Here is a 22,009-nt window from a genome sequence, read left to right on the forward strand (position 1 = left end):
TAATAACAATGCTACAAAATACAACAATAAAAGACCATGAACTTTAATCAATATACAATCAAAGCCCAAGAGGTAATTCAAAAGGCTTCGGAAATTGCCACAGCTAATGGGCAACAGGCAATTGAAACAGGACATATTTTAAAAGCAATTTTGGAAGAAGATGCCAATACGGCTATTTTTTTATTGAATAAATCAGGAGTAAAACAAGAAACTTTTCAAACAAAACTAGCATCAATCATTGCTACGTATCCAAAAGTTTCGGGTGGAACTGGGCAAGTTTATTTGAGCAATGATTCGGCTCAAACGCTCACTAAAACGACAAACTTACTAAAAGAATTTGGCGATGATTTTGTAAGTGTCGAAATGCTACTTTTGAGTTTAGCAACAGGAAAAGATGCCATCGCTAACTTATTGAAAGACAACAACTTAAACGAAAAAAAACTAAAAGAATCCATCAAAGAACTTAGAGGAAACAACGCAGTGAAAGACCAAAATGCCGAAAACACTTATCAAGCCCTTTCTCGTTATAGCAAGAATCTGAATGATTTAGCACGAAAAGGCAAAATTGACCCAGTTATTGGGCGTGATGAAGAAATTCGTAGAGTTTTACAGATTTTATCTCGCCGAACTAAAAATAATCCAATTCTTTTGGGAGAGCCAGGAGTAGGAAAAACAGCAATCGTGGAAGGCTTAGCTCAAAGAATTGTTTCGGGTGATGTGCCTGAGAACCTAAAATCAAAAACAATCGTCTCGCTTGATATGGGTTTATTGATAGCGGGTGCAAAATATAAAGGCGAATTTGAAGAACGTCTAAAATCAGTAATCAAAGAAGTGACTGATTCAAACGGTGAAATGATTTTATTTATTGACGAAATTCACACGCTTGTTGGAGCAGGTGCAGGAGGCGAAGGAGCAATGGATGCCGCAAATTTATTGAAACCCGCTCTTTCACGTGGAGAATTGCACACAATCGGAGCGACTACACTCAACGAATACCAAAAATATATTGAGAAGGATAAAGCACTCGAACGCCGTTTTCAGACGGTTATCGTTGATGAACCTAATGTGACTGATGCGATTTCGATATTACGTGGCATAAAAGATAAATATGAATTGCACCACGGCGTAAGAATTCAAGATGATGCTGTAATTTCCGCTGTTGAGTTGTCGGATAGGTATATTTCGGACAGATTTTTACCTGATAAAGCCATTGATTTAATGGATGAAGCAGCTTCTAAATTACGTTTGGAAATGGATTCAATGCCAGAGGAATTAGATGAATTGAATCGTAAAATAATGCAATTGGAAATTGAACGAGAAGCTATTCGACGAGAAAATAACCGAGAGAAAGAAGCTGTTTTGAACAAAGATATTGCTGAAATGAGTGAAAAACGCAACGATTTAAAATCAAAATGGGAAAATGAAAAAGGTTCTTTAAATGAACTTCGTTCGTTAAAAGAACAAGTTGAACAACTTAAATTGGAGGCCGACCAAGCCGAAAGGGCAGGGGATTATGGCAAAGTTGCTGAGATTCGTTATGGTAAATTGATTGAAACCAATAAAAGATTAGATGAAATTCAAGCTAAAAATGACCAACAACCCGCAAATCTTTTAAACGAGGAGGTTACGGCTGAAAATATTGCAGAAATTGTGGCTCGTTGGACTGGCGTTCCTGTTACTAAAATGTTGCAAAGTGAGCGTGAAAAACTACTTCACCTCGAAGATGAACTTCGTAAAAGAGTGGCAGGTCAGGAGGAAGCAATTGAGTTGGTGGCTGATGCCGTGCGTCGTTCTCGAGCGGGAATGCAAGACCCGAAAAAACCAATTGGAAGCTTTTTATTTTTAGGAAGTACAGGTGTAGGTAAAACTGAGTTGGCAAAAGCCTTAGCCGAATATTTATTCAACGATGACTCGGCCATGGTCAGAATTGACATGAGTGAATACCAAGAACGACACGCAGTAAGCCGTTTGGTTGGTTCACCTCCAGGATATGTTGGTTATGAAGAAGGCGGACAATTAACCGAAGCAGTAAGAAGAAAGCCATATAGTGTAATTTTATTAGATGAAATTGAAAAAGCTCATCCAGATGTGTGGAACATTTTGCTTCAAGTGCTAGATGAAGGGCGTTTGACAGATAACAAAGGTCGCACTGCTAATTTCAAAAATACAATCGTGATAATGACATCAAATATTGGTAGTCATTTTATTCAAGATAAATATTTAGAGTCAAAAGGTGATGACAAAGCTTGGTCGCTTTTTTATAAGGAAGAAGCAAAAAATGAAGTAATGGCTTTACTCAAATCATCGGTAAGACCTGAATTTTTGAATAGAATTGATGAAATTGTATTGTTCGACCCATTGACTAAAATCAATATTCGTCGTATTGTACAAATCCAATTTAAACAAATACAAGGTAGATTAGCCGAACAAGGCATCACATTGGAAACTTCTGAGGAGGTTTTGGATAAATTAGGAGAAGAAGGTTATGATATTACTTATGGAGCAAGACCACTCAAAAGAGTATTGCAACGCCGAGTTTTAAACGAACTTTCGAAAGAAATTTTATCAGGAAAGGTACAAAAAGACTCAGTTGTAATGATGGAATTGGGGACTAATGGCGAAATCGTTTTTGATAATATTGCCGCTGCGGAAGTTGAGATTTAAAGCTTAAAATAAATAATCGATCAGGATTTAATATCCTGCTCGATTATTATTATTTCACAACAATATTTTTTTGTTCGATTACTGAAAGTAAAGAGTCTTTTCCAGCTAAAAAAGCTTTATCATAATCAGAGGTGCTGATGGTTGTGTCTGTGATAGCAAAGTTTTCGTAGTCTTGGAAAACAATTCCTCCAACCGTTTGGCGATTTTTAACTTTTCTGAATCGCGGTCCACCATTGGCGTAAGCAATATAATCTAATGTATGGGTTTCTTGATTGAACCAATAGCAGTAAATATCTTCAAAATCGTTTCCTCCGCCTTCTTTATCGAACCAAACTTTAATTTTATCGTATTTTTTATTTTCTATAAGCATTTCGCCAAGATATTCTAAATTGACTGCTTTATCACGAAGTTTATAAGGTAGTAAAACAAAATATGCTACCGAATTGACCGCATTGGTATATTTAGTTATGTCTTTCGCTGATAATTTTACTTGATTTCCGTTAATTATTCTCAAAAAACCTTCATTATTAACAATATCCCAAATTTCATTGTTAGCAGTATCTTTTGATATTCTTTCGTATTGAAACTTGCCATTTTCGTGCATAAGTTTTACATGAAATTTTCGAAAATCAAATTCAGCAATAAAACTATCATACTTTTTCCCACCATGGACTTCTATACTTTTTTCAACTATACTCGTTTCTTTGTCTTTGCATGAGACAAGTCCAATAATCACGATTGAAAACAAAATAAGTTTTTTCATAAAATATGTTTATCAAAAATAGGAGGCAATAACCTCTTGTATTTTACTCATGGGTACTATAAATGGTTTTTTTGTAATTGTGATGGCTACTTTGGTTTGTGGACTATTGGGGTCTGAAAGTACTTGATAAGTGCCTTTTACTAAACCAATTAATGTCTGTAAACTAAATGAACCCGTTGTAGGATTTCCATCAAAAATGCCACCTTTATTTTTAATTGCATTAGTTGCACTGAGTACAAATTGATGCGGTGTTCCTGGAAAATCAATACTGAATGATGCCATAATTTTTGATTGAATACTTTTTCTAAGGACTCCAATTTTTAAGCCTAAGATAATATTTTCAAGACCAATGCAATTTAATGTTTTTTTAATTTAAAAAATGGGGGAAAACAGAAAATTAATTGTCTTAGTGATATATTATTTTAAACCATTTAACGTTTTGTTAGTCTAAAATAAAAATATTACAAATTATGAAAAATCAATCTAAATTTCGTTTGCTTACTTTAGTTGGAGTTTTTGCAATTTTATCGGTAAGTCTTTCGAGTTGTTTTTATGGAGGTTATGGCTATCGTGACCGCTATTACAGCCGTCCATCTTATGGATATGGCTATCGTTCTTATTCGAGACCGCAAGTAAGAGTTTATTCGGCACCACCAAGAAGATATTCACATCACGATAATTATAGAAGCTATAATAACAGAAATCACGATAGTTATCGTGGAAATAGTAGATATGGTCGTCGATGAAATTTAGCAAAAACGCCTCTCAAATAAATTTTGAGAGGCGTTTTTATGAAAAAAATGTTAGTTCCAGTCAAAAGCATATTTAACATTACGATATTCCTTTAATTCCATTGTTGCTGATCCAACAGCAAAGTCAACTTCAATTCTTATTGGTACTCTGTTTTTATCATCTGAAACCCAAATTCTGATTGCGTCTTCACCTTCAAACATTTTGTTTTTTGGCAAAACAGGATTCAATTTTATTACTTTAATTTTACCGTATCGCGTTCTGATAACACTTCTACCATTATAACGCACTTTCATGTTATAAATTTCGTCGTCAAAAAACATATTTGACGAAACCGAATCTCCCGCTTTTACTTTAGAGAAATCAATGGTACGTAAAAAATAATAGCCCGAAACCACATCGTGAATATTATCTGGCAATTTAAAATTCTTTTTTTCTTTGTTTCCTTCTCGCACAGCAACGTTACTCACATGGTCAAAAATAATTGTTTGTTCTTTTCGATAATTATTTTCTTGTAAATCCATCAAGAATTTTTGGGGTAAAATAGCAGCTGTATCAAGATATGAACGATAGGTATTACGAATATGAAAAAGGTCTGTTAAGCCCGTCGTACGCCCAAAAATATTTACTCGGTAGCAAGGTCGATTATTGACCAAAAATATTTGTGGACTTACGTCAACGGTTGCTTCTCCGATACTTAGAAACCCATATTTTACTTTATATTCAAAATATTCACCTGCTTTGAAGGCGTTATTGGGCAAAATACGGTACGAATCTCCTGTCACAAAAGAACAAGTTGAAAGTAGAAGTCCAATAAATAGTATTTTTTTAAGAAAATTCATTTCTGTGCAAAATTTTATTAGTGCGGCTTTTTAAAAAACAATGCTACTTGGATATTGTTTCTTTAGGAATGTTAAATAACTGTTAAAATCGTTCTTAAACCTGTTTTTAAATTCTTCTTTAAACTGATTTTGTTTACTCTGATAGGTAAGATAACCAATAAAGTACGCATTATTAGGTAAATTATTGTCATTTAAAGACCATTTTTTACGATTTATTAATTTTTTTTGAAAATCTCCTGCGAGTAAAGTGTCGGTCGAATTGATGATTTTTTTAATTAGGTTGATTTTTTGTTCTTTTTTTGATTCAATCGAAAGATTGCTATCAAAATGTACATATAAACTATCTAGTTTTTTTGCCCCACGAATCAGATGTTGACTATACGCATCGTTGTATTTTTTTGAGAACTGATAACGAAGTATTTCTTTTGAATCTTTTCCATATTTTGCTTCAAGGAAGCGAATTGCACCATAATCACCCACAAAATCGGCTAGATTTTCATTAAATTCTAAATTACTTTTTACAAAAAGTGTACCATGTGTAAGTTCATGAATAATTAATGCTGCCAAACGACCTTCAGATTTATCAAGCATCGAACTGAGAATAGGGTCTTTCAAATAACCCAAAGTACTCCACGCTGAAACTTCATTCAGTTGCGTATCAAAACCTTGTCTTTTCAAGGCTAAGATTTCTTGGTCAGCAATTTCTTTCTCAAAATGCCCTTTATAGCTAAACGTACCTATAATTGGGAATTGCCATTTTCTAGCTTTGAGTTCAAAAGGCTCACAAGCCGTCATTACCCAAAGAATAGGTCTATTATGTTGGTCATAGAAAGTTGTATAATTTTTTGAAGGATTGAGTCCCAAAGAATCAATGGCAAATTGTTTGATTTCTTGAATCAATTTGATTTTGTTTTTTAGGGAATCAGGAAAAGTTTTATCAGACAAAACATCCTTAACTGGGCGAGTATTAAAAATAATGCTTAACTGACCTTTTGCTTGCCGATAAGCATAAATTGTTGAATCATAGTTGTAAGCCAAGAAAATGCTGAATACAGTAAATGCTCCTATAAGGATATATTTTAGTATTTTAATTGTTTTTTGTAACATACATTAGAATTATATTGTCTAGTATTTTTAACATAAATAATGCTTTTTACATTCAACGAAAAAGAAAAAATTATATTTCACAGTAAAATAATGCAATTAAAAGTTGGAATATTCATTTATATTTCTTTACTTTTGAATGTGATTCTCATCCGTCAATTCTTCTTTAAACCCTAATTCCTATGAAAAAAGTAGTCATTGCGTCCATCGTTGGAGGTTTACTCCTCTTTATTTGGCAAACGTTATCTTGGACTGTTCTTGAATTGCATAGTCCGATGCAAAGTTATACGCCTAAACAAGATGAAATACTGAAATTCCTCAATGAAAATCTTGATGAAGGAAATTATTTTTTACCGACAGTTCCAGCAGGAACATCTATGGAAGAAAGTGATAAAGCCATGACTGCTGCAGCTGGAAAACCTTGGGCCGATATTCGTTTTCATAAAGCAATGAATATGCAACAGAATATGGGCATGAATATGATAAGAGGCTTTCTAATTGATATTATTGCGGTATTTTTACTTTGTTGGTTTTTACTAAAAAATACCTCTGATTTTAAAACTACCTTATTGTCATGTGTTGCATTGGGTCTGATTTCCTATTTGACAACTGATTATACTTTTCAAATTTGGTACGAAACCAAAACTATTCCAAATCTAATTGATGCGATAGCAGGTTGGGGTTTGTGTGGAATATGGCTTGGATGGTGGCTTTCGAGGAAGTAATTGTTAGCCACAAAAAAGGTCGTTTGTTATTTACAAACGACCTTTTTTAGATATTATAAACAGAGATTATCTACTTAAATATAGGTTTCTTTCAGAATAAATATTCAAGAAGAAATCATCGTTTAAGTCATCAATGAAGTAAATTCCTTCACCTGTTGATTTCATTTCTGGCCCAAGCTCTTTGTTTACATTCGGGAATTTGCTGAAAGAAAACACAGGAATCTTGATGGCATATCCTTTTTTAATTGGTTTGAAATCAAAATCAGTTACTTTTTTCTCTCCTAACATTACCTTCGTTGCATAATTTACATAAGGCTCTTGGTATGCTTTACAAATGAAAGGAACGGTTCTTGAAGCACGAGGGTTAGCTTCAATCACATAAACCTTTTCATTTTTTATTGCAAACTGAATATTTATTAAGCCGACGGTATTTAATCCTACTGCGATTTTGCGAGTGTAATCTTCGATTTGTGCAATAACATTGTCACTCAAATCGAATGTTGGGAGTAGGGCATAAGAGTCGCCTGAGTGAATACCAGCTGGCTCAATATGTTCCATGATACCGATGATATACACGTTTTCACCATCACAAATTGCATCTGCTTCAGCTTCGATGGCATTTTCTAAGAAATGGTCAATCAAGATATTGTTATCAGGAATATCTCCCAAAATCTTCACTACGTGTTGCTCTAATTCTTGTTCGTTGATTACAATTTTCATGCTTTGTCCTCCCAAAACATAACTTGGACGAACCAAGAGTGGGAAACCTAATTCACGAGAAACTTCAACGGCACGGTCTGCTGTACGAACAGTATCAAATAGTGGATAAGGAATTTCCATTTCTTTTAATCTTTCCGAGAAACGACCTCTATCTTCGGCCAAATCAAGGGCATCATAAGATGTTCCAATGATTTTTATACCATATTTTGTTAACTTTTCAGCCATTTTCAAGGCCGTTTGTCCACCCAACTGCACAATTACACCTACTGGTTTTTCGTGCTGAATGATGTCATAAACGTGTTCCCAAAAAACAGGTTCAAAGTATAATTTATCGGCAATATCAGGGTCAGTTGAAACTGTTTCAGGGTTACAGTTTACCATGATTGCTTCATATCCACATTCTTTGGCGGCCAAAATTCCGTGTACACAAGAGTAATCAAACTCAATTCCTTGTCCGATACGATTAGGTCCTGAACCTAAAACAATAACTTTTTTCTTATCTGAACTAACAGATTCATTGTCAAGATTATCGAGCGAAGTGCTAAATGTTGAGTAATAATAAGGTGTTTTTGCTTCAAATTCGGCCGCACAAGTATCAACACATTTATAAATTCGGTGAATTTTTTGTTCGATACGCTTATTGAAAACTTGGCTTTCTTTACAATTAAGCAAATGAGCAATTTGTCGGTCTGCGTAGCCTTTTTGTTTGGCTGTAAGCAATAATTCTTTAGTAATATCTTCTACAGAATATTGTTCAATTTCTTTTTCAAGAATAATCAATTCTTCGATTTGGCGTAAAAACCACTTATCGATTTTCGTTAAATGTTGAATCGTTTTAAACGAAAGACCTGCTTTGAAAGCGTCATAAACATGGAATAATCGATTCCATGAAGGGTTTGCTAAAGACTTTTTTAGAGCTTCTTGGTCTTTTAGTTCTTTGCCATCTGCTCCTAAGCCATTTCTGCCAATTTCGAGCGATTGACAAGCTTTTTGTAGAGCTTCTTGGAAGTTACGACCAATACCCATTGTTTCACCCACAGATTTCATCTGTAAACCAAGTGAGCGGTCGCAACCTGGGAATTTATCGAAGTTCCAACGTGGTACTTTAACAATTACATAGTCGATTGCTGGTTCAAAAAATGCCGATGTACTGCCTGTGATTGGGTTTATTAATTCGTCAAGGTTATAACCGATGGCCATTTTGGCAGCAATCTTGGCAATTGGATACCCAGTTGCTTTTGAAGCCAATGCCGACGAACGAGAAACACGAGGATTAATTTCGATGGCAATAATCTCATCTGTTTCAGGATGTAGCGAAAATTGAACGTTACATCCACCTGCAAATTGACCGATGGCATTCATCATTTTGATGGCCATGTCACGCATTTTTTGATAAACCGTATCTGGCAAAGTCATTGCTGGGGCAACTGTAATTGAGTCACCTGTATGCACTCCCATCGGGTCAAAATTCTCAATTGTACAGATAATAACGATATTGCCGAGGTTATCTCTTAATAATTCTAATTCAAACTCTTTCCAGCCCAAAATTGACTGCTCCACCAATACTTCGTGTACAGGAGATGCGTGTAAACCATGGTTAAGGGCTTTGTCAAACTCCTCAGCGGTGTGTACAAAACCACCGCCAGTTCCACCTAAAGTAAATGAAGGACGAATTACAAGCGGGAAACCAATTTCTTGAGCAATTTCTTTCCCTTCTAAAAATGAACGTGCTGTGCGACCTTTACAAACGCCAACACCTATTTCGAGCATTTTAAGTCGAAACTTTTCACGGTCTTCAGTAGTTTCGATAGCATTAATGTCAACACCTATAATTTCAACATTATACTTTTTCCAAATACCAGCTTTATCGCAATCAATCGCTAAGTTTAAAGCAGTTTGACCACCCATAGTTGGCAAAACAGCATCAATCGGACGACCCATTGCTTGGTGCTTTGCCAGAATTTCTATGATTGACTTTTTTTCTAGCGGTTTTAAATATACGAAGTCAGCATTGAGAGGGTCTGTCATAATTGTGGCAGGGTTTGAGTTAATTAAACTCACCTCTATGCCTTCTTCTCTGAGCGACCTTGCGGCTTGTGAACCAGAATAATCGAATTCGCAGGCTTGACCAATGACAATGGGGCCAGAGCCTATAATAAGAATTGACTTGAGATTGGGATTTTTTGGCATTTTTTTCTTTGAAGGGGTTTCGATTCCTAGCACTATTTACTGTGGTATCGAAGGACAAAGTTAGCACAGAAATTTCAATTATTCATTAATAAATGCAGAATATCTTGGAAAAGTACAATAAAAAAATGAGAATGTGAAGTTAAATGTTTTTTAATGACGCTAACAAACAAAATGGCCTTGTAAAATATTATATATTTTTTTGCCAAAAAACAGAAATTAATTTGAATATATTTTAATGATTATTGCCTATATTTGAAAAGCCTATTGTAATTTAGAATAATACAGAGTGAACTTTATAAAATAACCCTTACGATGAAACAATTCCTATTGATGTTTGTTGGTGTATGCTTTTTTTCGTGCAGTCTTTATGCCCAAACGAGTCAACCTGAAAAGAAAAAAATTAAAGTTCAGTTATTTGTTGATGGAAAACTACATCCATTTAGTCAAACGCTAACAAGAGCAGATAAAGAGATTCAATTAAGAGTTTACGATGCAGTTTCTAACAAAGAGTTAGCGGTGGCATTAGTGGAGGCTTCACTGATTAGAAATGGTCAAAAAATAGCTAGTGTTACGCTCCCAGGTATCGGTTCTATTGAAAAGTTAGTGATGAAAGCCAAAAACAACGATAATTATGTTTTTGACATCAAGCAAGTCTTAGAAATGGCCGATGATTTAACACTAAAACCATTTTCACAGAAATCTTTCAAGGTGAGTTATTGGTTTTTTGATACTCAAATCGATGCTTCTAAAGTAGCGGTTGGAACAAATTAGTTCATCAATCGAAAACTAGATTTGTTTGTATCTGAAAGTTTGAAAATAAAATCATTTTTTATCAATAACTAAGCAAACCGAGCCAAAACTGGGAACTGTAACCTTAATTCCTTTATTGGTTTGTGCTGAGTTAGCTTTGATATTGGTATAATCTGATGGCCCGCCAGCAACACCTTTTGGCCCGAGTCCATTGACAATAACTTTTCGAGAAAACTCACCGTTGTCGTTACTTCCTTCTAAACTATACCAATAATATCTATTGCCTGCATTGAAATTTTTTGTCTTAATTTCGACGTTTTGCGGTGTAGATGACGTGTTTACAAGCGTTACATTGATTTCTCCCGAGCTATATGTTGAGGCATAAGACTTGATGGATGAAGCCATATTAGCTCCATTAGCAACAACGTTGGATGTTACAAGTCTGTCACCAATATTTTTCTGAAAATAATACATGTGATAAAATGATGGTCGAGGATTCATTCGAGGGTCATCTCCACTACCGCCATCACTAAATAGCCCGTGGTCATTGCCATTTTCCCAACCGTTTAATAAATCCCAACGAGCCGCCATTCCATATTTATTTTTGATTGCTTCAGCTTGAACAATTATAGCAAAAACGCCACTAATATTTGATACTTGTTGTTTTTGGTCTTTTGCCCACATATTCCACTCAGTGAAAGCAATTGGTTTGATTTCACCGCCATTATTCTGAATTTCATTGTTGATGAATGACATCATTTTATTGGGCAATTCAAGAGCAGAATTTAGTATAGTAATTGCATTAGAATTTTGCCCATAAGGTGTAATATAATTGTGTACAATAAAGAAATCTGCTTTGTTATTGAGTTCAGGAATTAAGGTCGAATTCCAAGTTTTTGTGGTGTTATTTTGCCAAGGTTCTGTTTGGGATTCTTGTAAAACAGAGCCAATTTTAATTTTTGCTCCAATTTCGGCAGCAGCTTTTCGCATTGAGTCTGCAAATACTTTAAAATGTTGAGCATACAATTTACCAGTCAAATATTCTGGTTGACCATCTTGATTTTTGCTTACGTCAATTCGGTAGCCTACTTCCCAATCTGCATAATTTTCATTTCCAATTTCCCAATATTCTGTGCGTCCTTTATCATATCGAACCCAATCTGCGGCAAGTTTTGCGGCCATCGCTACTGGATTTTTACTTGTTCCATAGCGTGCAAAACCATAATTCACGCAAATACTTCCTTTACTATTGGTTTGTTTCAAAAAATCATAATAATTATCCAGAGATGCACGCCAATTGTCGTTTGACTTTCCGTAGCCAAACCATGCGTCATTCAAGTTGCCATCTTTGTCCATATACTTTTCAGGAATACCCCAAGTACGCTTAAATTCGGAAGAAGGTGTTTGACGGCTATTATTGTTTGGGTCTTGTGTTGGAGTGGCGTTCCAGAAATAACCATTACTACCGCTCCCAGCAGGCCAACGGATAATGTTTGGTTGAAGTTTTTTTACATCTGAAATTAGACTAGGTGTATCTACAAAAGTCCCCATCCAAGTATTGGCATTATGTCCAAAAATGTTAACAGAAATTTTGGTTATAATATCTGAAGCATCAATAGTAACGGTGTTGAATGTTGTGTTTGGCGAAGCTACATCTGTAAAAAGTGGAGCTGTAAAAGTTTTTGGTTGCCAATTATCAAGAAAGAAGCCAATGGATGGAGCGATTTTAGGGTCAGTTGCTGGTATGATAGTTACTAAGCTATCTTTTGGTGAACTATTTACTGTATCAACAATAGTTTTAGAACACGAAAAAAAAGAAATTCCGACAAAACTTAATACAGATATTTTAAAGATGAAGGTCATACTGATTTTTTTATAAAATCTTTTTGTAGAGCGAAAATAATGAAAATCCTGATGATTATAGCAAAAGAGTGGCAATTTACCTTTTGTAAAATGAGAAATTTAAAAATAAAAAAACCGTAACATTTGAATGTTACGGTTTTAATTTACTTTCTGTGAGCCCCCAGCCGGGATCAAACCAGCGACCTACTGATTACAAGTCAGTTGCTCTATCAGCTGAGCTATGGAGGCAATTTATTTTAATAATTGAGCTAGTTTTTGTTCCTCTCTCCGTTATTGTGATGCAAAATTACTACTGTGAGAGGTACTTTGCAAACATTTTAAAAACTTTTTTTTACTTTTTTTTAAAGTTTTTTGTAACTATTTGTAAACCAATAAGTTAGGAGTGATTTTTTTTTAATTGTCGAGGTATTATTAAACACCTCGACAATTAAACTCAAAATATCATTAATTAGCAGCAACAATTATTTTTAACTTTTGCTTCAATTCTGCTAACTCTTTTTCTGCTCCTTTTATTTTTGTTTCGTATTCGGCACGAACTGAAGAGGCGTTTTTAGAACGAGCAAAGAATTCAATGTTATTTTCCCATAAATGAATGTCATCTTCAATGCTTTTCATTTTACGGCGAATATCACCTTCTTTTTTATCCAATTCTTTTGAACTACCTTTTTCACCTTTTGAAACAGCTTCAACTTCATTTTGAAGAACCATTTTCTCTTTTTCTGCACCACTAATGCCCGTACTTCCTTTGACAAATGAGTTGATAGCATCAACGAAGCGTCTTTGGATGTTTTGCATGTCTTTGCGAGGTACAAAACCAATCGCATTATATTGAGCTTTGAACTCCGAAAGTTTACCTAATTGAGAGTCGCCTGCTTTGGCTAATGCTTCAATTTCTTCGCAAATTGTAATTTTTTGTTTCAAATTTTCTTCATACTCCAATTCAATTGCGTTTCCTTTGGCACGTTTTCCATTAAAGAAAGTATCACACGCTTTTTTGAATCTTTCATAGATTTTGTCTTTCATTTTTTCAGGAACATGACCAATAGTTTTCCATGATTTCTGAAGTTCAACAACTTTATCAGTATATGAAGCCGAATAGTCATCTGATGCAACGAGGGTTTCAACTTGTTCGCAAAGCACAATTTTAGCTTTCAGATTTTCTTCTCTTGTAGCTTCTAATTTTGCGAAGAAATCGCCTTTGTTACGGAAGAAAGTTTTCAATAAACCCCAAAATTCACGACTAATATCTTTACCTTTTTCTTTGGGCATTGCACCTTTGATGGCATTCCATTGGTCTTGAATCGCCATCACTTCTTTAGTTTTGGCATTCCATTCATTGATGCTGTCTGTATTAAACTCTACGTATGGTTTAAGATTTTCAACCAAACGAAGTTTTGCTCCGTATATTTCTTCCTGCAAATTATTGGTTAATGCAGATTGTTCGCGGCGTTTGTTATGAATAATATCGAAAGCTGCTTTCAATCGTTTCCACAATTCGTCTTGTGCATCACGAGCGGCTGGACCAATGTGTTTGTATTCTTCTAATAAATCATTTGCTTGACGAAGCGTAACATTACTCAGTCCACCTTCTTCTAAAGTTTGTGAAATAGCTTCAATTTTAGCAACAATTTCAGCTTTAGCAGTAAGGTTTTTCTTACGGTCAAGGTCTTTTAATTCATTTTGAATATGGCGAATACTGAAATATCTATCTACCAAAGCATTGTAAGCCGACCAAAGAGTAGTATTGTGTGGAGAGTTTACATTGCCAGCATTTTTCCAATCTTCTTGAATTTTCTTAAACTCTTGCCAATTATTTTTTGAACCGCCTTTTTCTTCTTCATCAACTACTTCACGGAGGCGTTGCAACATTTGTGTTTTGCGTTCAAAATAATCTTCTTTTAAACGTTCTATTTTTTGGAAAAACGAATTTTTCGTATCTCTAATTTGTGCATTTAAAGACTCAAATCGTATAATAAAATTGTCGTTTTTATAATCGAAACCTTCATTACTTCCATTTTCGGCAATGTATTTTTTGAGAGCATCAGACTTATCACGAGCCTTCAAATCATCAAAAATTGGTTTAATTTCACGCATAACAATATCGGCATTTTTTACATCCGATACGCTCACACCTTCACTTTTGATTGATGCCAAAAGTTTTTCACCGAGGTCAACAAAATCTTTTTTGGTGAAATTACTATAATCAACATCTTCGAGAGGTGTTACTTCTTCAATAGGTTCGAGGGCTAACTCAGGAGTTGCTATCTCATTGATTGGTATAATATCTTCGCTGTGAGCTACTTCTATTTGAGGCTCGACTGGAGTGTCATTTGTGTTACTTTCTACCGATTCATCTGCCGTAATCACTGCATCAACATTCTCTACTTCAAAGGCTGTTTGGCTTACTACATCTGAAGTAAGGGCTTCGGCTGTTTCATTTTCAACGGTGTTAACTGCTTCTTCAACCGTACTTTCGGTTGCAATTTCGATTGTGTCTTTTTGCTCGTTCATATTATCTTTGGCTGTTTCCTCAATGATTTTACTATCTACATTTTCAGTAGATTTTTCTATGGCTTCCGAAGGATTTTCTTCTTCAACAATAGCATCCGTAGCATTTTCTATCAAATCTAATTCTTTGTTGGTCATTTTTGAATGTTCTAAAAAGTTCTCATTAGATTTGCAAATGTAATAAAATTACAGGGGAATTCTTTTAGGTTTTAAAAACTTCCTGTGTATATCAATGTTATATACGAAAAAAAAACATAAAACGTTGCAAATAGAATGAATAAAATAGACATTACCTCTTTGAGATTGTCATATTCTCAAAACGAGTTGTTAGAAGAAAATGTTTTGGAAAACCCATTTAAACAGTTCGGTAAATGGTTTGAAGAGGCATTGTCGGCCAAAATTTTAGAACCTAATGCCATGCACCTTGCTACGATTTCGGGTAGAAAACCGCATGGAAGAATTGTACTATTGAAAGGGTTTGATGAAAATGGTTTTTCTTTTTATACCAATTATTTGAGCAATAAAGGGCAAGAAATTGCCGAAACGCCTTTTGCTTCACTGACTTTTTTTTGGGGTGATTTAGAACGTCAAGTTCGAATTGAAGGAAGTATCGAACAAGTGAGTGAGCAAGATTCGGACGAATATTTTCATTCTCGTCCACGTGGTAGTCAAATTGGAGCATGGGTTTCTGCTCAAAGTAAAGTTATTGAAGGAAGAAAAATTTTGGAAGAACGCCTCAAAAGTTTGGAAAATGAATTTAAAGACCTTAATATTATTCCTCGTCCTGAGCATTGGGGAGGGTATCGGGTTATTCCTGAACGAATTGAGTTTTGGCAAGGTCGTCCAAATCGTCTTCACGACAGAATTTTGTTTACGAAAGTTGGAGATGATTGGAAAATTGAGCGTTTGAGTCCTTAAAATAATCTTACGAATGCTTCAATGATGAATTTCGTTTGAATAAATATTTAAACAAAATGAATAGAAAATTACGTTTATCATCGAAGAATTTTCTATTACACATACTAATTCAACCTAAAAACTAAAACCTATGAACTACGATTACATCATTGTTGGTGCTGGCTCGGCTGGCTGTGTCTTGGCTAACCGTCTTTCCAAAAATCCAAATAATAAGGTATTACTACTCGAAGCGGGTGGGCCAGACAAAAAAATGGAAATTCATATTCCTGCGGGTTATGCTAAACTTCATCGCAGTGAAGTAGATTGGAAATTTAGTACTGAGCCTCAAAAACACGTCTTGAATCGTAGAATATATTTGCCTCGTGGTAAAACTTTGGGCGGAAGTAGCTCAACCAATGCAATGGCATACGTACGAGGTAATAAAGAAGATTATAATGATTGGTCAAAATTTGGTAATAAAGGTTGGAGCTATGAAGAAGTACTGCCATATTTCAAGAAATCTGAACATAACGAGCAGATTCAGAATAGCTATCACAGCAATGATGGCTTGTTGAATGTGACCTTTGCCAAAGGTTTTGACACGCCTTTTTCGGATGCGTTTATCAAGGCTTGTGTGCAGTGCGGAATTCCTGAAAATCATGATTATAATGGAGAAAAACAAGAAGGAACAGGGAGATTTCAGTTTACAATAAAAGATGTAAAACGCAATAGTGCTGCAACAGCTTTTTTGAAACCTGCTATGAATCGACCAAATTTGAAAGTTATCACCAATGCTCACACAAAACAAGTTTTGATTGAAAATGACCGTGCAGTAGGAGTGGAGTATTTCACTGGAAAAACAGGTACAGAAAAAGTTTTTGCTGACAAAGAAGTTATTTTATCGGCTGGAGCATTTGCATCACCACAATTATTGATGCTTTCGGGCGTGGGCGATGCTGAGGAATTGAAAAAGCATGGCATTGAATGCAAGAAAAATTTGCCTGGGGTAGGAAAAAATCTTCAAGACCATCTTTTTTCGGGTGTGAGTGCTTTGTCGAATCAACAGTTGGGACAAAACCATCATCTCAAACCATTGAACCAACTTAAAGGTTTGATGCAGTACTTTTTTCAAAAAAAAGGAGTTTTAACCATTAGTCCTCTCGAATCGTTTGTTTTTGGCATGACTGATGATAGCCCCGACCGTGTAAATTATCAATTTCATTTTGCGTCCTTACAAATTGGGTCGGATTACAAAACCGATATGTATGATATAAATACATTTCAGCATGATGATGGCTTTACTATTTTGCCAACGCTTTTACGTCCTGAAAGTAGAGGTTATGTAACTTTAGGTAGTAACAATGCGTTTGATGCTCCTGTTATTCAACCCAATTTCTTGGAAGCAGAACAAGACCAAATAACACTATTAAAAGCTGCTAAAAAAGCAATGGAAGTAATGCAAGCTCCAGCTTTTGATGCTTATCGGAAGGAGATGATTACGCCACCAGATAGAAGTTCGGACGATGCAATTATGCTACATTTAAAAAAGCAACTCGAAACGGTTTATCATCCTGTTGGAACTTGTAAAATGGGAAATGATGAAATGGCTGTTGTTGATGACCAATTGCGAGTAAAAGGAATTGAAGGTTTGCGTGTAATTGATGCGTCAATTATGCCAACAATTGTTTCGGGAAACACCAATGCTCCTGTTTATATGATTGCTGAAAAAGGAGCTGAAATGATTTTGAAATGAACTTATTGTTTGTAAAATAAAAAAAGCGAAGCACTTTTGGGTGCTTCGCTCAGAGCAAAAAAAAATGTAAAATATAGGAAAGCTATTGGTCCAATTTACTTAACTCACTTTTATTATAAAGTTGATTTTCTATAAAGATTTCTTTTCCTTTTTTGTTGATGTAGCCATTTTTACCAAAAATGCTGATTCGTGCCATTCCATCTGAAAAACTATATGCTTCATCATAAGTTAGTGGAATTATTTCCAAACCGTTTTTATCTACAAATCCATATTTACCATTAAGAGAAACCCTTGCCATTCCTTCCGAGAAACCTAAAATATTATCGTATTGGATAGCCGAAATTTCTCGACCAGTTTTATCTACAATACCAAATTTATTTTCAACAACCACAACCATCATTCCTTCTGATGCTCCTGCAATAAAATCATATTTTTGAGGAATTATCTCATTTCCAGATTGACCAATTACACCCCATTTGCGTTTGTTACGTACAACGGCTGTTCCTTCGGCAAAATTATCAACTTCATCAAAAGAATCAGGAACAACCATTTTATTATTAACATTAATGAATCCCCATTTTTTGCTTTCAGTTTTTACGGCAGCAAAACCTTCAGAGAAACTTCGTGCGGATTTATAAGCCAAAGGAATAACTTGATTACCTTTTTTGTCAATGAAACCAAACTTTCCTTCAATACTAACGCTCGCTAATCCTTCTGAAAAACTTTCAACTCTATCGAATTTGGGATTTATTACAAATTTATTCTTTATATCAATCACACCCCATTTGCCATTTTGTTTGACAAAAGCCAATCCTTCTTTAAAACTCAACACGTTATCGTAGTCAAGACCAATTTTTGTTGAACCTCTTTTATCAATGAATCCCCATTTGTTGCCAACTCTCACGGCAGCTAAAGACTCTGAAAAATTTTGAACTTCATCATAGTCAAAGTCTATTAATTCTTTGCCAGTTTTATCAACAAAACCCCACTTGCCGTTTGTTTCCATCGCTGCAAGCCCTTCACTTAAATCGAAAGCATTATCATATTTTGCAGAAACAACTTCGCTGCCTTTATTATTAATGAAGCCAACTTTATTGTTTTTTTCGATACGTGCTAGACCCGATTGAAAATCGTTAAGATTGATGTTGCTAGCTGTTTTATTTTTTACTTCCTGAGCAAAAACTTGGCTAGTAAACAATACAAAACCTATCAATAGGCTTTTGTGTAGATTATTTTGGAAACTGTTCATGGGTGTAACATTTAGAAGAAAAAATGACTACTAGTTCATCTTTTCTGTCTGCCAAACTTATGCCAATCAAGCTGATTTAAAAATAATCTTACTAAGCGGATACATTTAAAAAAACAACCTTACTCAACGGATACATTTTTGAGTACGATAAAATTGCTTCTGGAAAACATGCCACTAATTCATTGATATACTACAATCCTCAAACTCAATGCCAAGGTTGCTCATAAATTAATAAAGTTACCCAACGGATACATTTTAGAAGTATGGAGAAATGGCCAAAAAATATTACCTTTGTGCAAAAGTTTCGACAAAGCGAAGTATTGTATAATTTCACAGAATAGTAAATGAAAATTTCGTATAATTGGTTAAAAAGCCTGATTGATATTCAAGAATCAGCCGAAGAAATTGGTAAATTATTAACCGCCACTGGCCTAGAAGTGGAAGGAATTGAAGAAATTGAGTCAGTAAAAGGCGGACTTAAAGGTTTTGTTGTGGGCGAAGTGCTTACTTGCGAGACTTTTATGGTGAAAGAAAAACAACTAAGTCTAACAACCGTTGATATTGGCACAGGCACTCCTTCAAGTATCGTTTGTGGTGCTGAAAATGTGAGAGCTGGTCAAAAAGTGATTGTCGCAACAGTTGGTACAACGATTTATTTTGCCGATGGAAAATCATTTATTATCGAAAAACGTAAAGTTTATGGGCATCCATCCGAAGGAATGATTTGTGCTGAAGACGAAATTGGCGTGGGTAATTCACACGATGGAATTTTAGTGTTAAATACTAATTTGGCTAATGGAACGCCTGCTATTCAGTATTTTGCTTCAATTGGCGTTGAACTTTCTCCTGATTTTCAAATTGAAATTGGATTGACTCCAAACCGTGCTGATGCGGCTTCGCATTTAGGTGTGGCTCGTGATTTAAGAGCAGTTTTAGGGTGTGAAATCAAAATGCCTTCCATTGAAAAGTATAATCCATCTGCTCAAAAAACTGATTTTGAAGTAGTTTTAGAAAATACCGATGCTTGTCCACGTTTTTGTGGATTAGAAATCCGTGGAATAACGGTGCAAGAATCACCCACTTGGTTGAAAAATGCTTTGCAAGCCATCGGTTTGAATCCAATAAATAATGTTGTAGATGTAACAAATTACATTTGTCATACACTTGGACAACCAATGCACGCTTTTGATGCTGATGAAATCAAAGGACGCAAAATAATTGTGCGTGTTCCAGAAAATGGAATAAAATTCACTACACTTGACGGAACTGAACGCAGTCTTTCGGGAAATGATTTGATGGTTTGCAATGCCGAAGAACCAATGGCAATTGCTGGTGTTTTTGGCGGCCAAAAATCAGGTATTAAAACAACTACTCAAAATTTGTTTTTAGAAGTAGCATATTTTAGTCCAGTTTGGGTGCGTCGTACTGCTACTTTTCATGGTTTAAAAACTGATGCGTCGTTCCGTTATGAACGAGGAACTGACCCGAATATGCCTCCATTTGCAATCCGTTTGGCGGCAGTTCTGATGCAGCAGTTGGCTGGTGGCGAAATTCAAGGTGGATTAATTGATGTTTATCCAAAACCGATTGCCAATTTTGATATTACGGTAAAACATAAAAATATTAATCGTTTAATTGGTAAAAATTTAGATGACCGATTGATTCATAAGATTCTGAAAAGCCTTGATATTGAAGTAGTTAGCGACAATGGCAGCGATATGCAAGTGAGTGTTCCGCCGTATCGAGTTGATGTAACTCGTGAAGCAGACATAGTGGAAGAAATCTTGAGAATTTATGGTTTTGATAATATTGAATTGTCAGAAACTTTACAAACTGATTATCTTTCTGCATTTCCTGAAAAAGACCCTGATAAATTACAATTTCGTATCATTGAATTGTTAGCTTCAAATGGATTTAATGAAATTCAGACACTTTCAATTACGAAACCAGTTTATAATCAAGCACTTACGGCAACTGCGAAAGGTGAAGAAGTAGTTCTTTTGAATCCTTTGAGTGAAGAATTATCTGTTTTGCGACAAAGCCTTTTGTTGACTGGAATGGAATCGGTTGCTTATAACATCAATCGTCGTCAGAAAGATTTAAAATTATTTGAATTTGGTCGTAGTTATTTCAAAAAAGAAGATAAATACAAAGAAAACAAACATTTAGGTATTTGGCTTACGGGTAATCGTCAGTCGGAATCTTGGGCTAGTCCGAGTACTGCATTGGCTTTTCATGATTTGGCTTTGGTGGTTCAAAAAGTATTAAAAGCTATGAAAGTAAGCAAATTTGATACACAAGAAGCGGATACGTCAGTTTTTCAATATGGATTAACTTATCTAATTAATAAAAAACCTGTTGTTAGTTTAGGTTTAGTAAAAACGCAATTGGCAAAATTAGCCGATGTCAAACAAGCAGTTTTCTATGCTGATTTTGACTGGGAATATTTATTGAAACAATATTCAGGAAAAGTGGCTTTTACTGAAATTCCGAAATTCCCAGAAGTGCGTCGTGATTTATCTTTGGTTATTGATTCAGAAGTGAAGTTTGAGCAAGTTTCAGCCATTGCTGCAAAAACTGAGAAAAATTTATTGCAAAACGTTAACGCTTTTGATGTTTATGCAGGTGAAAAACTAGGAGAAGGTAAAAAGTCATATTCAGTCAGTTTTACATTAATTGATAAAGAAAAAACCTTGACTGACGAAGTTATCGACAAAACTATGCAGCGACTTATTGCGGCTTACGAAAAAGAATTAGGAGCGGTGATAAGAAAATAGCTCATACAAAAACGCCTTTCGGATAATTTCTGAAAGGCGTTTTGTTTTTATTTTATTTCCTGACACAACTCAATTAATACGCCATTTGTGCCTTTTGGATGTAGAAAACACACCAATTTATTGTCAGCTCCGTGTTTTGGCTCTTTGTTGAGTAGTATAAAACCTTCTTTTTCTAAACGTTGCATTTCAGTTAAAATATCATCAACTTCAAATGCTACATGATGAATTCCTTCACCTTTTTTCTCAACAAATTTTGCAATAGCACTTTCTTGATTTGTAGCTTCTAAAAGTTCGATTTTAGTGGCATTAATTTTGAAAAATGAAGTTGTAACACCTTCACTTTCAACACTTTCTGATTTATAAGGTGCAATGTTGAATAATTTAGTAAATAACTCATTTGAAGCATTAATATCTTTAACGGCAATTCCAATATGTTCGATATTTGTAAGCATGA

General features: G+C 35.0%; 16 protein-coding genes and 1 tRNA gene. 7 read left to right on the plus strand and 10 right to left on the minus strand.

From position 1 onward, the window contains the following. Nucleotides 1-36: 36 nt before the first annotated feature. Nucleotides 37-2,664, plus strand: a complete 2,628-nt coding sequence (gene clpB / locus MJQ71_RS03500; protein WP_238804486.1) for an ATP-dependent chaperone ClpB — start codon at nucleotides 37-39, stop codon at nucleotides 2,662-2,664. 49 nt (nucleotides 2,665-2,713) lie between these two features. Here clpB and MJQ71_RS03505 read toward each other — a convergent pair whose 3' ends face one another. Next, the gene (locus tag MJQ71_RS03505) at nucleotides 2,714-3,427 is read right to left on the minus strand and encodes a DUF6503 family protein (RefSeq protein ID WP_238804487.1); all 714 of its coding nucleotides are present in this window, start codon (nucleotides 3,425-3,427) and stop codon (nucleotides 2,714-2,716) included. 12 nt (nucleotides 3,428-3,439) lie between these two features. After that, on the minus strand, nucleotides 3,440-3,709 hold the full coding sequence (locus tag MJQ71_RS03510) for a hypothetical protein (protein WP_238804488.1): 270 nt from the start codon (nucleotides 3,707-3,709) through the stop codon (nucleotides 3,440-3,442). A 188-nt stretch (nucleotides 3,710-3,897) separates the two neighbouring features. On the opposite strand from MJQ71_RS03510, the gene MJQ71_RS03515 reads away from it, so the two are divergent. Beyond that, on the plus strand, nucleotides 3,898-4,173 hold the full coding sequence (locus tag MJQ71_RS03515) for a hypothetical protein (protein WP_238804489.1): 276 nt from the start codon (nucleotides 3,898-3,900) through the stop codon (nucleotides 4,171-4,173). 57 nt (nucleotides 4,174-4,230) lie between these two features. On the opposite strand, the gene MJQ71_RS03520 is transcribed toward MJQ71_RS03515, so the two are convergent. Both MJQ71_RS03520 and MJQ71_RS03525 read right to left on the minus strand, forming a co-directional pair. After that, nucleotides 4,231-5,019: a DUF3108 domain-containing protein gene (locus MJQ71_RS03520; RefSeq protein WP_238804490.1), complete on the minus strand. Its 789-nt coding sequence runs from the start codon at nucleotides 5,017-5,019 to the stop codon at nucleotides 4,231-4,233. Nucleotides 5,020-5,049: 30 nt separating this feature from the next. After that, a complete protein-coding gene (locus tag MJQ71_RS03525) occupies nucleotides 5,050-6,126 on the minus strand; it encodes an aminopeptidase (RefSeq protein WP_238804491.1) in 1,077 nt (358 codons plus the stop codon). A gap of 179 nt (nucleotides 6,127-6,305) precedes the next feature. On the opposite strand from MJQ71_RS03525, the gene MJQ71_RS03530 reads away from it, so the two are divergent. Then, a complete protein-coding gene (locus MJQ71_RS03530) occupies nucleotides 6,306-6,848 on the plus strand; it encodes a hypothetical protein (protein ID WP_238804492.1) in 543 nt (180 codons plus the stop codon). Between the two features lie 66 nt (nucleotides 6,849-6,914). Here the strand turns inward: MJQ71_RS03530 and carB are convergent, their stop codons facing one another. Then, on the minus strand, nucleotides 6,915-9,758 hold the full coding sequence (gene carB / locus MJQ71_RS03535; protein WP_238804513.1) for a carbamoyl-phosphate synthase large subunit: 2,844 nt from the start codon (nucleotides 9,756-9,758) through the stop codon (nucleotides 6,915-6,917). Between the two features lie 312 nt (nucleotides 9,759-10,070). On the opposite strand from carB, the gene MJQ71_RS03540 reads away from it, so the two are divergent. Further along, nucleotides 10,071-10,529, plus strand: a complete 459-nt coding sequence (locus tag MJQ71_RS03540) for a hypothetical protein (protein WP_238804514.1) — start codon at nucleotides 10,071-10,073, stop codon at nucleotides 10,527-10,529. Between the two features lie 51 nt (nucleotides 10,530-10,580). Here MJQ71_RS03540 and MJQ71_RS03545 read toward each other — a convergent pair whose 3' ends face one another. The 3 genes from MJQ71_RS03545 to MJQ71_RS03555 all read right to left on the minus strand — a co-directional run bounded on the left by MJQ71_RS03545 (nucleotide 10,581) and on the right by MJQ71_RS03555 (nucleotide 15,017). Continuing rightward, nucleotides 10,581-12,371 (minus strand): hypothetical protein, encoded by a 1,791-nt coding sequence (locus MJQ71_RS03545; RefSeq protein WP_238804515.1) that lies wholly within the window; start codon nucleotides 12,369-12,371, stop codon nucleotides 10,581-10,583. 155 nt (nucleotides 12,372-12,526) lie between these two features. After that, nucleotides 12,527-12,599: transfer RNA gene (locus MJQ71_RS03550), tRNA-Thr, on the minus strand. Between the two features lie 216 nt (nucleotides 12,600-12,815). Further along, entirely contained in the window at nucleotides 12,816-15,017 is a 2,202-nt protein-coding gene (locus MJQ71_RS03555; protein WP_238804516.1) for a DUF349 domain-containing protein, read from the minus strand. 135 nt (nucleotides 15,018-15,152) lie between these two features. Here MJQ71_RS03555 and pdxH point away from each other — a divergent pair, with 135 nt between their 5' ends. Together pdxH and MJQ71_RS03565 are read left to right on the plus strand one after the other, a co-directional pair. Then, nucleotides 15,153-15,797, plus strand: coding sequence for a pyridoxamine 5'-phosphate oxidase (pdxH, locus tag MJQ71_RS03560; protein ID WP_238804517.1), 645 nt, complete (start codon nucleotides 15,153-15,155; stop codon nucleotides 15,795-15,797). Nucleotides 15,798-15,927: 130 nt separating this feature from the next. Continuing rightward, nucleotides 15,928-17,529, plus strand: a complete 1,602-nt coding sequence (locus MJQ71_RS03565) for a GMC family oxidoreductase (RefSeq protein WP_238804518.1) — start codon at nucleotides 15,928-15,930, stop codon at nucleotides 17,527-17,529. Nucleotides 17,530-17,611: 82 nt separating this feature from the next. On the opposite strand, the gene MJQ71_RS03570 is transcribed toward MJQ71_RS03565, so the two are convergent. Continuing rightward, nucleotides 17,612-18,778 carry a WG repeat-containing protein gene (locus MJQ71_RS03570; protein ID WP_238804519.1) on the minus strand — a complete coding sequence of 389 codons (1,167 nt, stop codon included), beginning with the start codon at nucleotides 18,776-18,778 and terminating at the stop codon, nucleotides 17,612-17,614. 344 nt (nucleotides 18,779-19,122) lie between these two features. On the opposite strand from MJQ71_RS03570, the gene pheT reads away from it, so the two are divergent. Continuing rightward, nucleotides 19,123-21,555 (plus strand): phenylalanine--tRNA ligase subunit beta, encoded by a 2,433-nt coding sequence (pheT, locus tag MJQ71_RS03575; RefSeq protein ID WP_238804520.1) that lies wholly within the window; start codon nucleotides 19,123-19,125, stop codon nucleotides 21,553-21,555. Nucleotides 21,556-21,602: 47 nt separating this feature from the next. Here pheT and mce read toward each other — a convergent pair whose 3' ends face one another. Then, nucleotides 21,603-22,007 (minus strand): methylmalonyl-CoA epimerase, encoded by a 405-nt coding sequence (gene mce / locus MJQ71_RS03580; protein WP_238804524.1) that lies wholly within the window; start codon nucleotides 22,005-22,007, stop codon nucleotides 21,603-21,605. Between the last annotated feature and the right edge of the window lie 2 nt (nucleotides 22,008-22,009).

The organism is Emticicia aquatica (assembly GCF_923079645.1).
Lineage (GTDB): Bacteria > Bacteroidota > Bacteroidia > Cytophagales > Spirosomataceae > Emticicia > Emticicia aquatica.

Excerpts from the sequence above, each read along its gene's own strand:
- clpB (WP_238804486.1), top strand. The coding sequence starts at position 37 with ATGAACTTTAATCAATATACAATCAAAGCCCAAGAGGTAATTCAAAAG.
- MJQ71_RS03505 (WP_238804487.1), bottom strand. The coding sequence starts at position 3,427 with ATGAAAAAACTTATTTTGTTTTCAATCGTGATTATTGGACTTGTCTCA.
- MJQ71_RS03510 (WP_238804488.1), bottom strand. The coding sequence starts at position 3,709 with ATGGCATCATTCAGTATTGATTTTCCAGGAACACCGCATCAATTTGTA.
- MJQ71_RS03515 (WP_238804489.1), top strand. The coding sequence starts at position 3,898 with ATGAAAAATCAATCTAAATTTCGTTTGCTTACTTTAGTTGGAGTTTTT.
- MJQ71_RS03520 (WP_238804490.1), bottom strand. The coding sequence starts at position 5,019 with ATGAATTTTCTTAAAAAAATACTATTTATTGGACTTCTACTTTCAACT.
- MJQ71_RS03525 (WP_238804491.1), bottom strand. The coding sequence starts at position 6,126 with ATGTTACAAAAAACAATTAAAATACTAAAATATATCCTTATAGGAGCA.
- MJQ71_RS03530 (WP_238804492.1), top strand. The coding sequence starts at position 6,306 with ATGAAAAAAGTAGTCATTGCGTCCATCGTTGGAGGTTTACTCCTCTTT.
- carB (WP_238804513.1), bottom strand. The coding sequence starts at position 9,758 with ATGCCAAAAAATCCCAATCTCAAGTCAATTCTTATTATAGGCTCTGGC.
- MJQ71_RS03540 (WP_238804514.1), top strand. The coding sequence starts at position 10,071 with ATGAAACAATTCCTATTGATGTTTGTTGGTGTATGCTTTTTTTCGTGC.
- MJQ71_RS03545 (WP_238804515.1), bottom strand. The coding sequence starts at position 12,371 with ATGACCTTCATCTTTAAAATATCTGTATTAAGTTTTGTCGGAATTTCT.
- MJQ71_RS03555 (WP_238804516.1), bottom strand. The coding sequence starts at position 15,017 with ATGACCAACAAAGAATTAGATTTGATAGAAAATGCTACGGATGCTATT.
- pdxH (WP_238804517.1), top strand. The coding sequence starts at position 15,153 with ATGAATAAAATAGACATTACCTCTTTGAGATTGTCATATTCTCAAAAC.
- MJQ71_RS03565 (WP_238804518.1), top strand. The coding sequence starts at position 15,928 with ATGAACTACGATTACATCATTGTTGGTGCTGGCTCGGCTGGCTGTGTC.
- MJQ71_RS03570 (WP_238804519.1), bottom strand. The coding sequence starts at position 18,778 with ATGAACAGTTTCCAAAATAATCTACACAAAAGCCTATTGATAGGTTTT.
- pheT (WP_238804520.1), top strand. The coding sequence starts at position 19,123 with ATGAAAATTTCGTATAATTGGTTAAAAAGCCTGATTGATATTCAAGAA.
- mce (WP_238804524.1), bottom strand. The coding sequence starts at position 22,007 with ATGCTTACAAATATCGAACATATTGGAATTGCCGTTAAAGATATTAAT.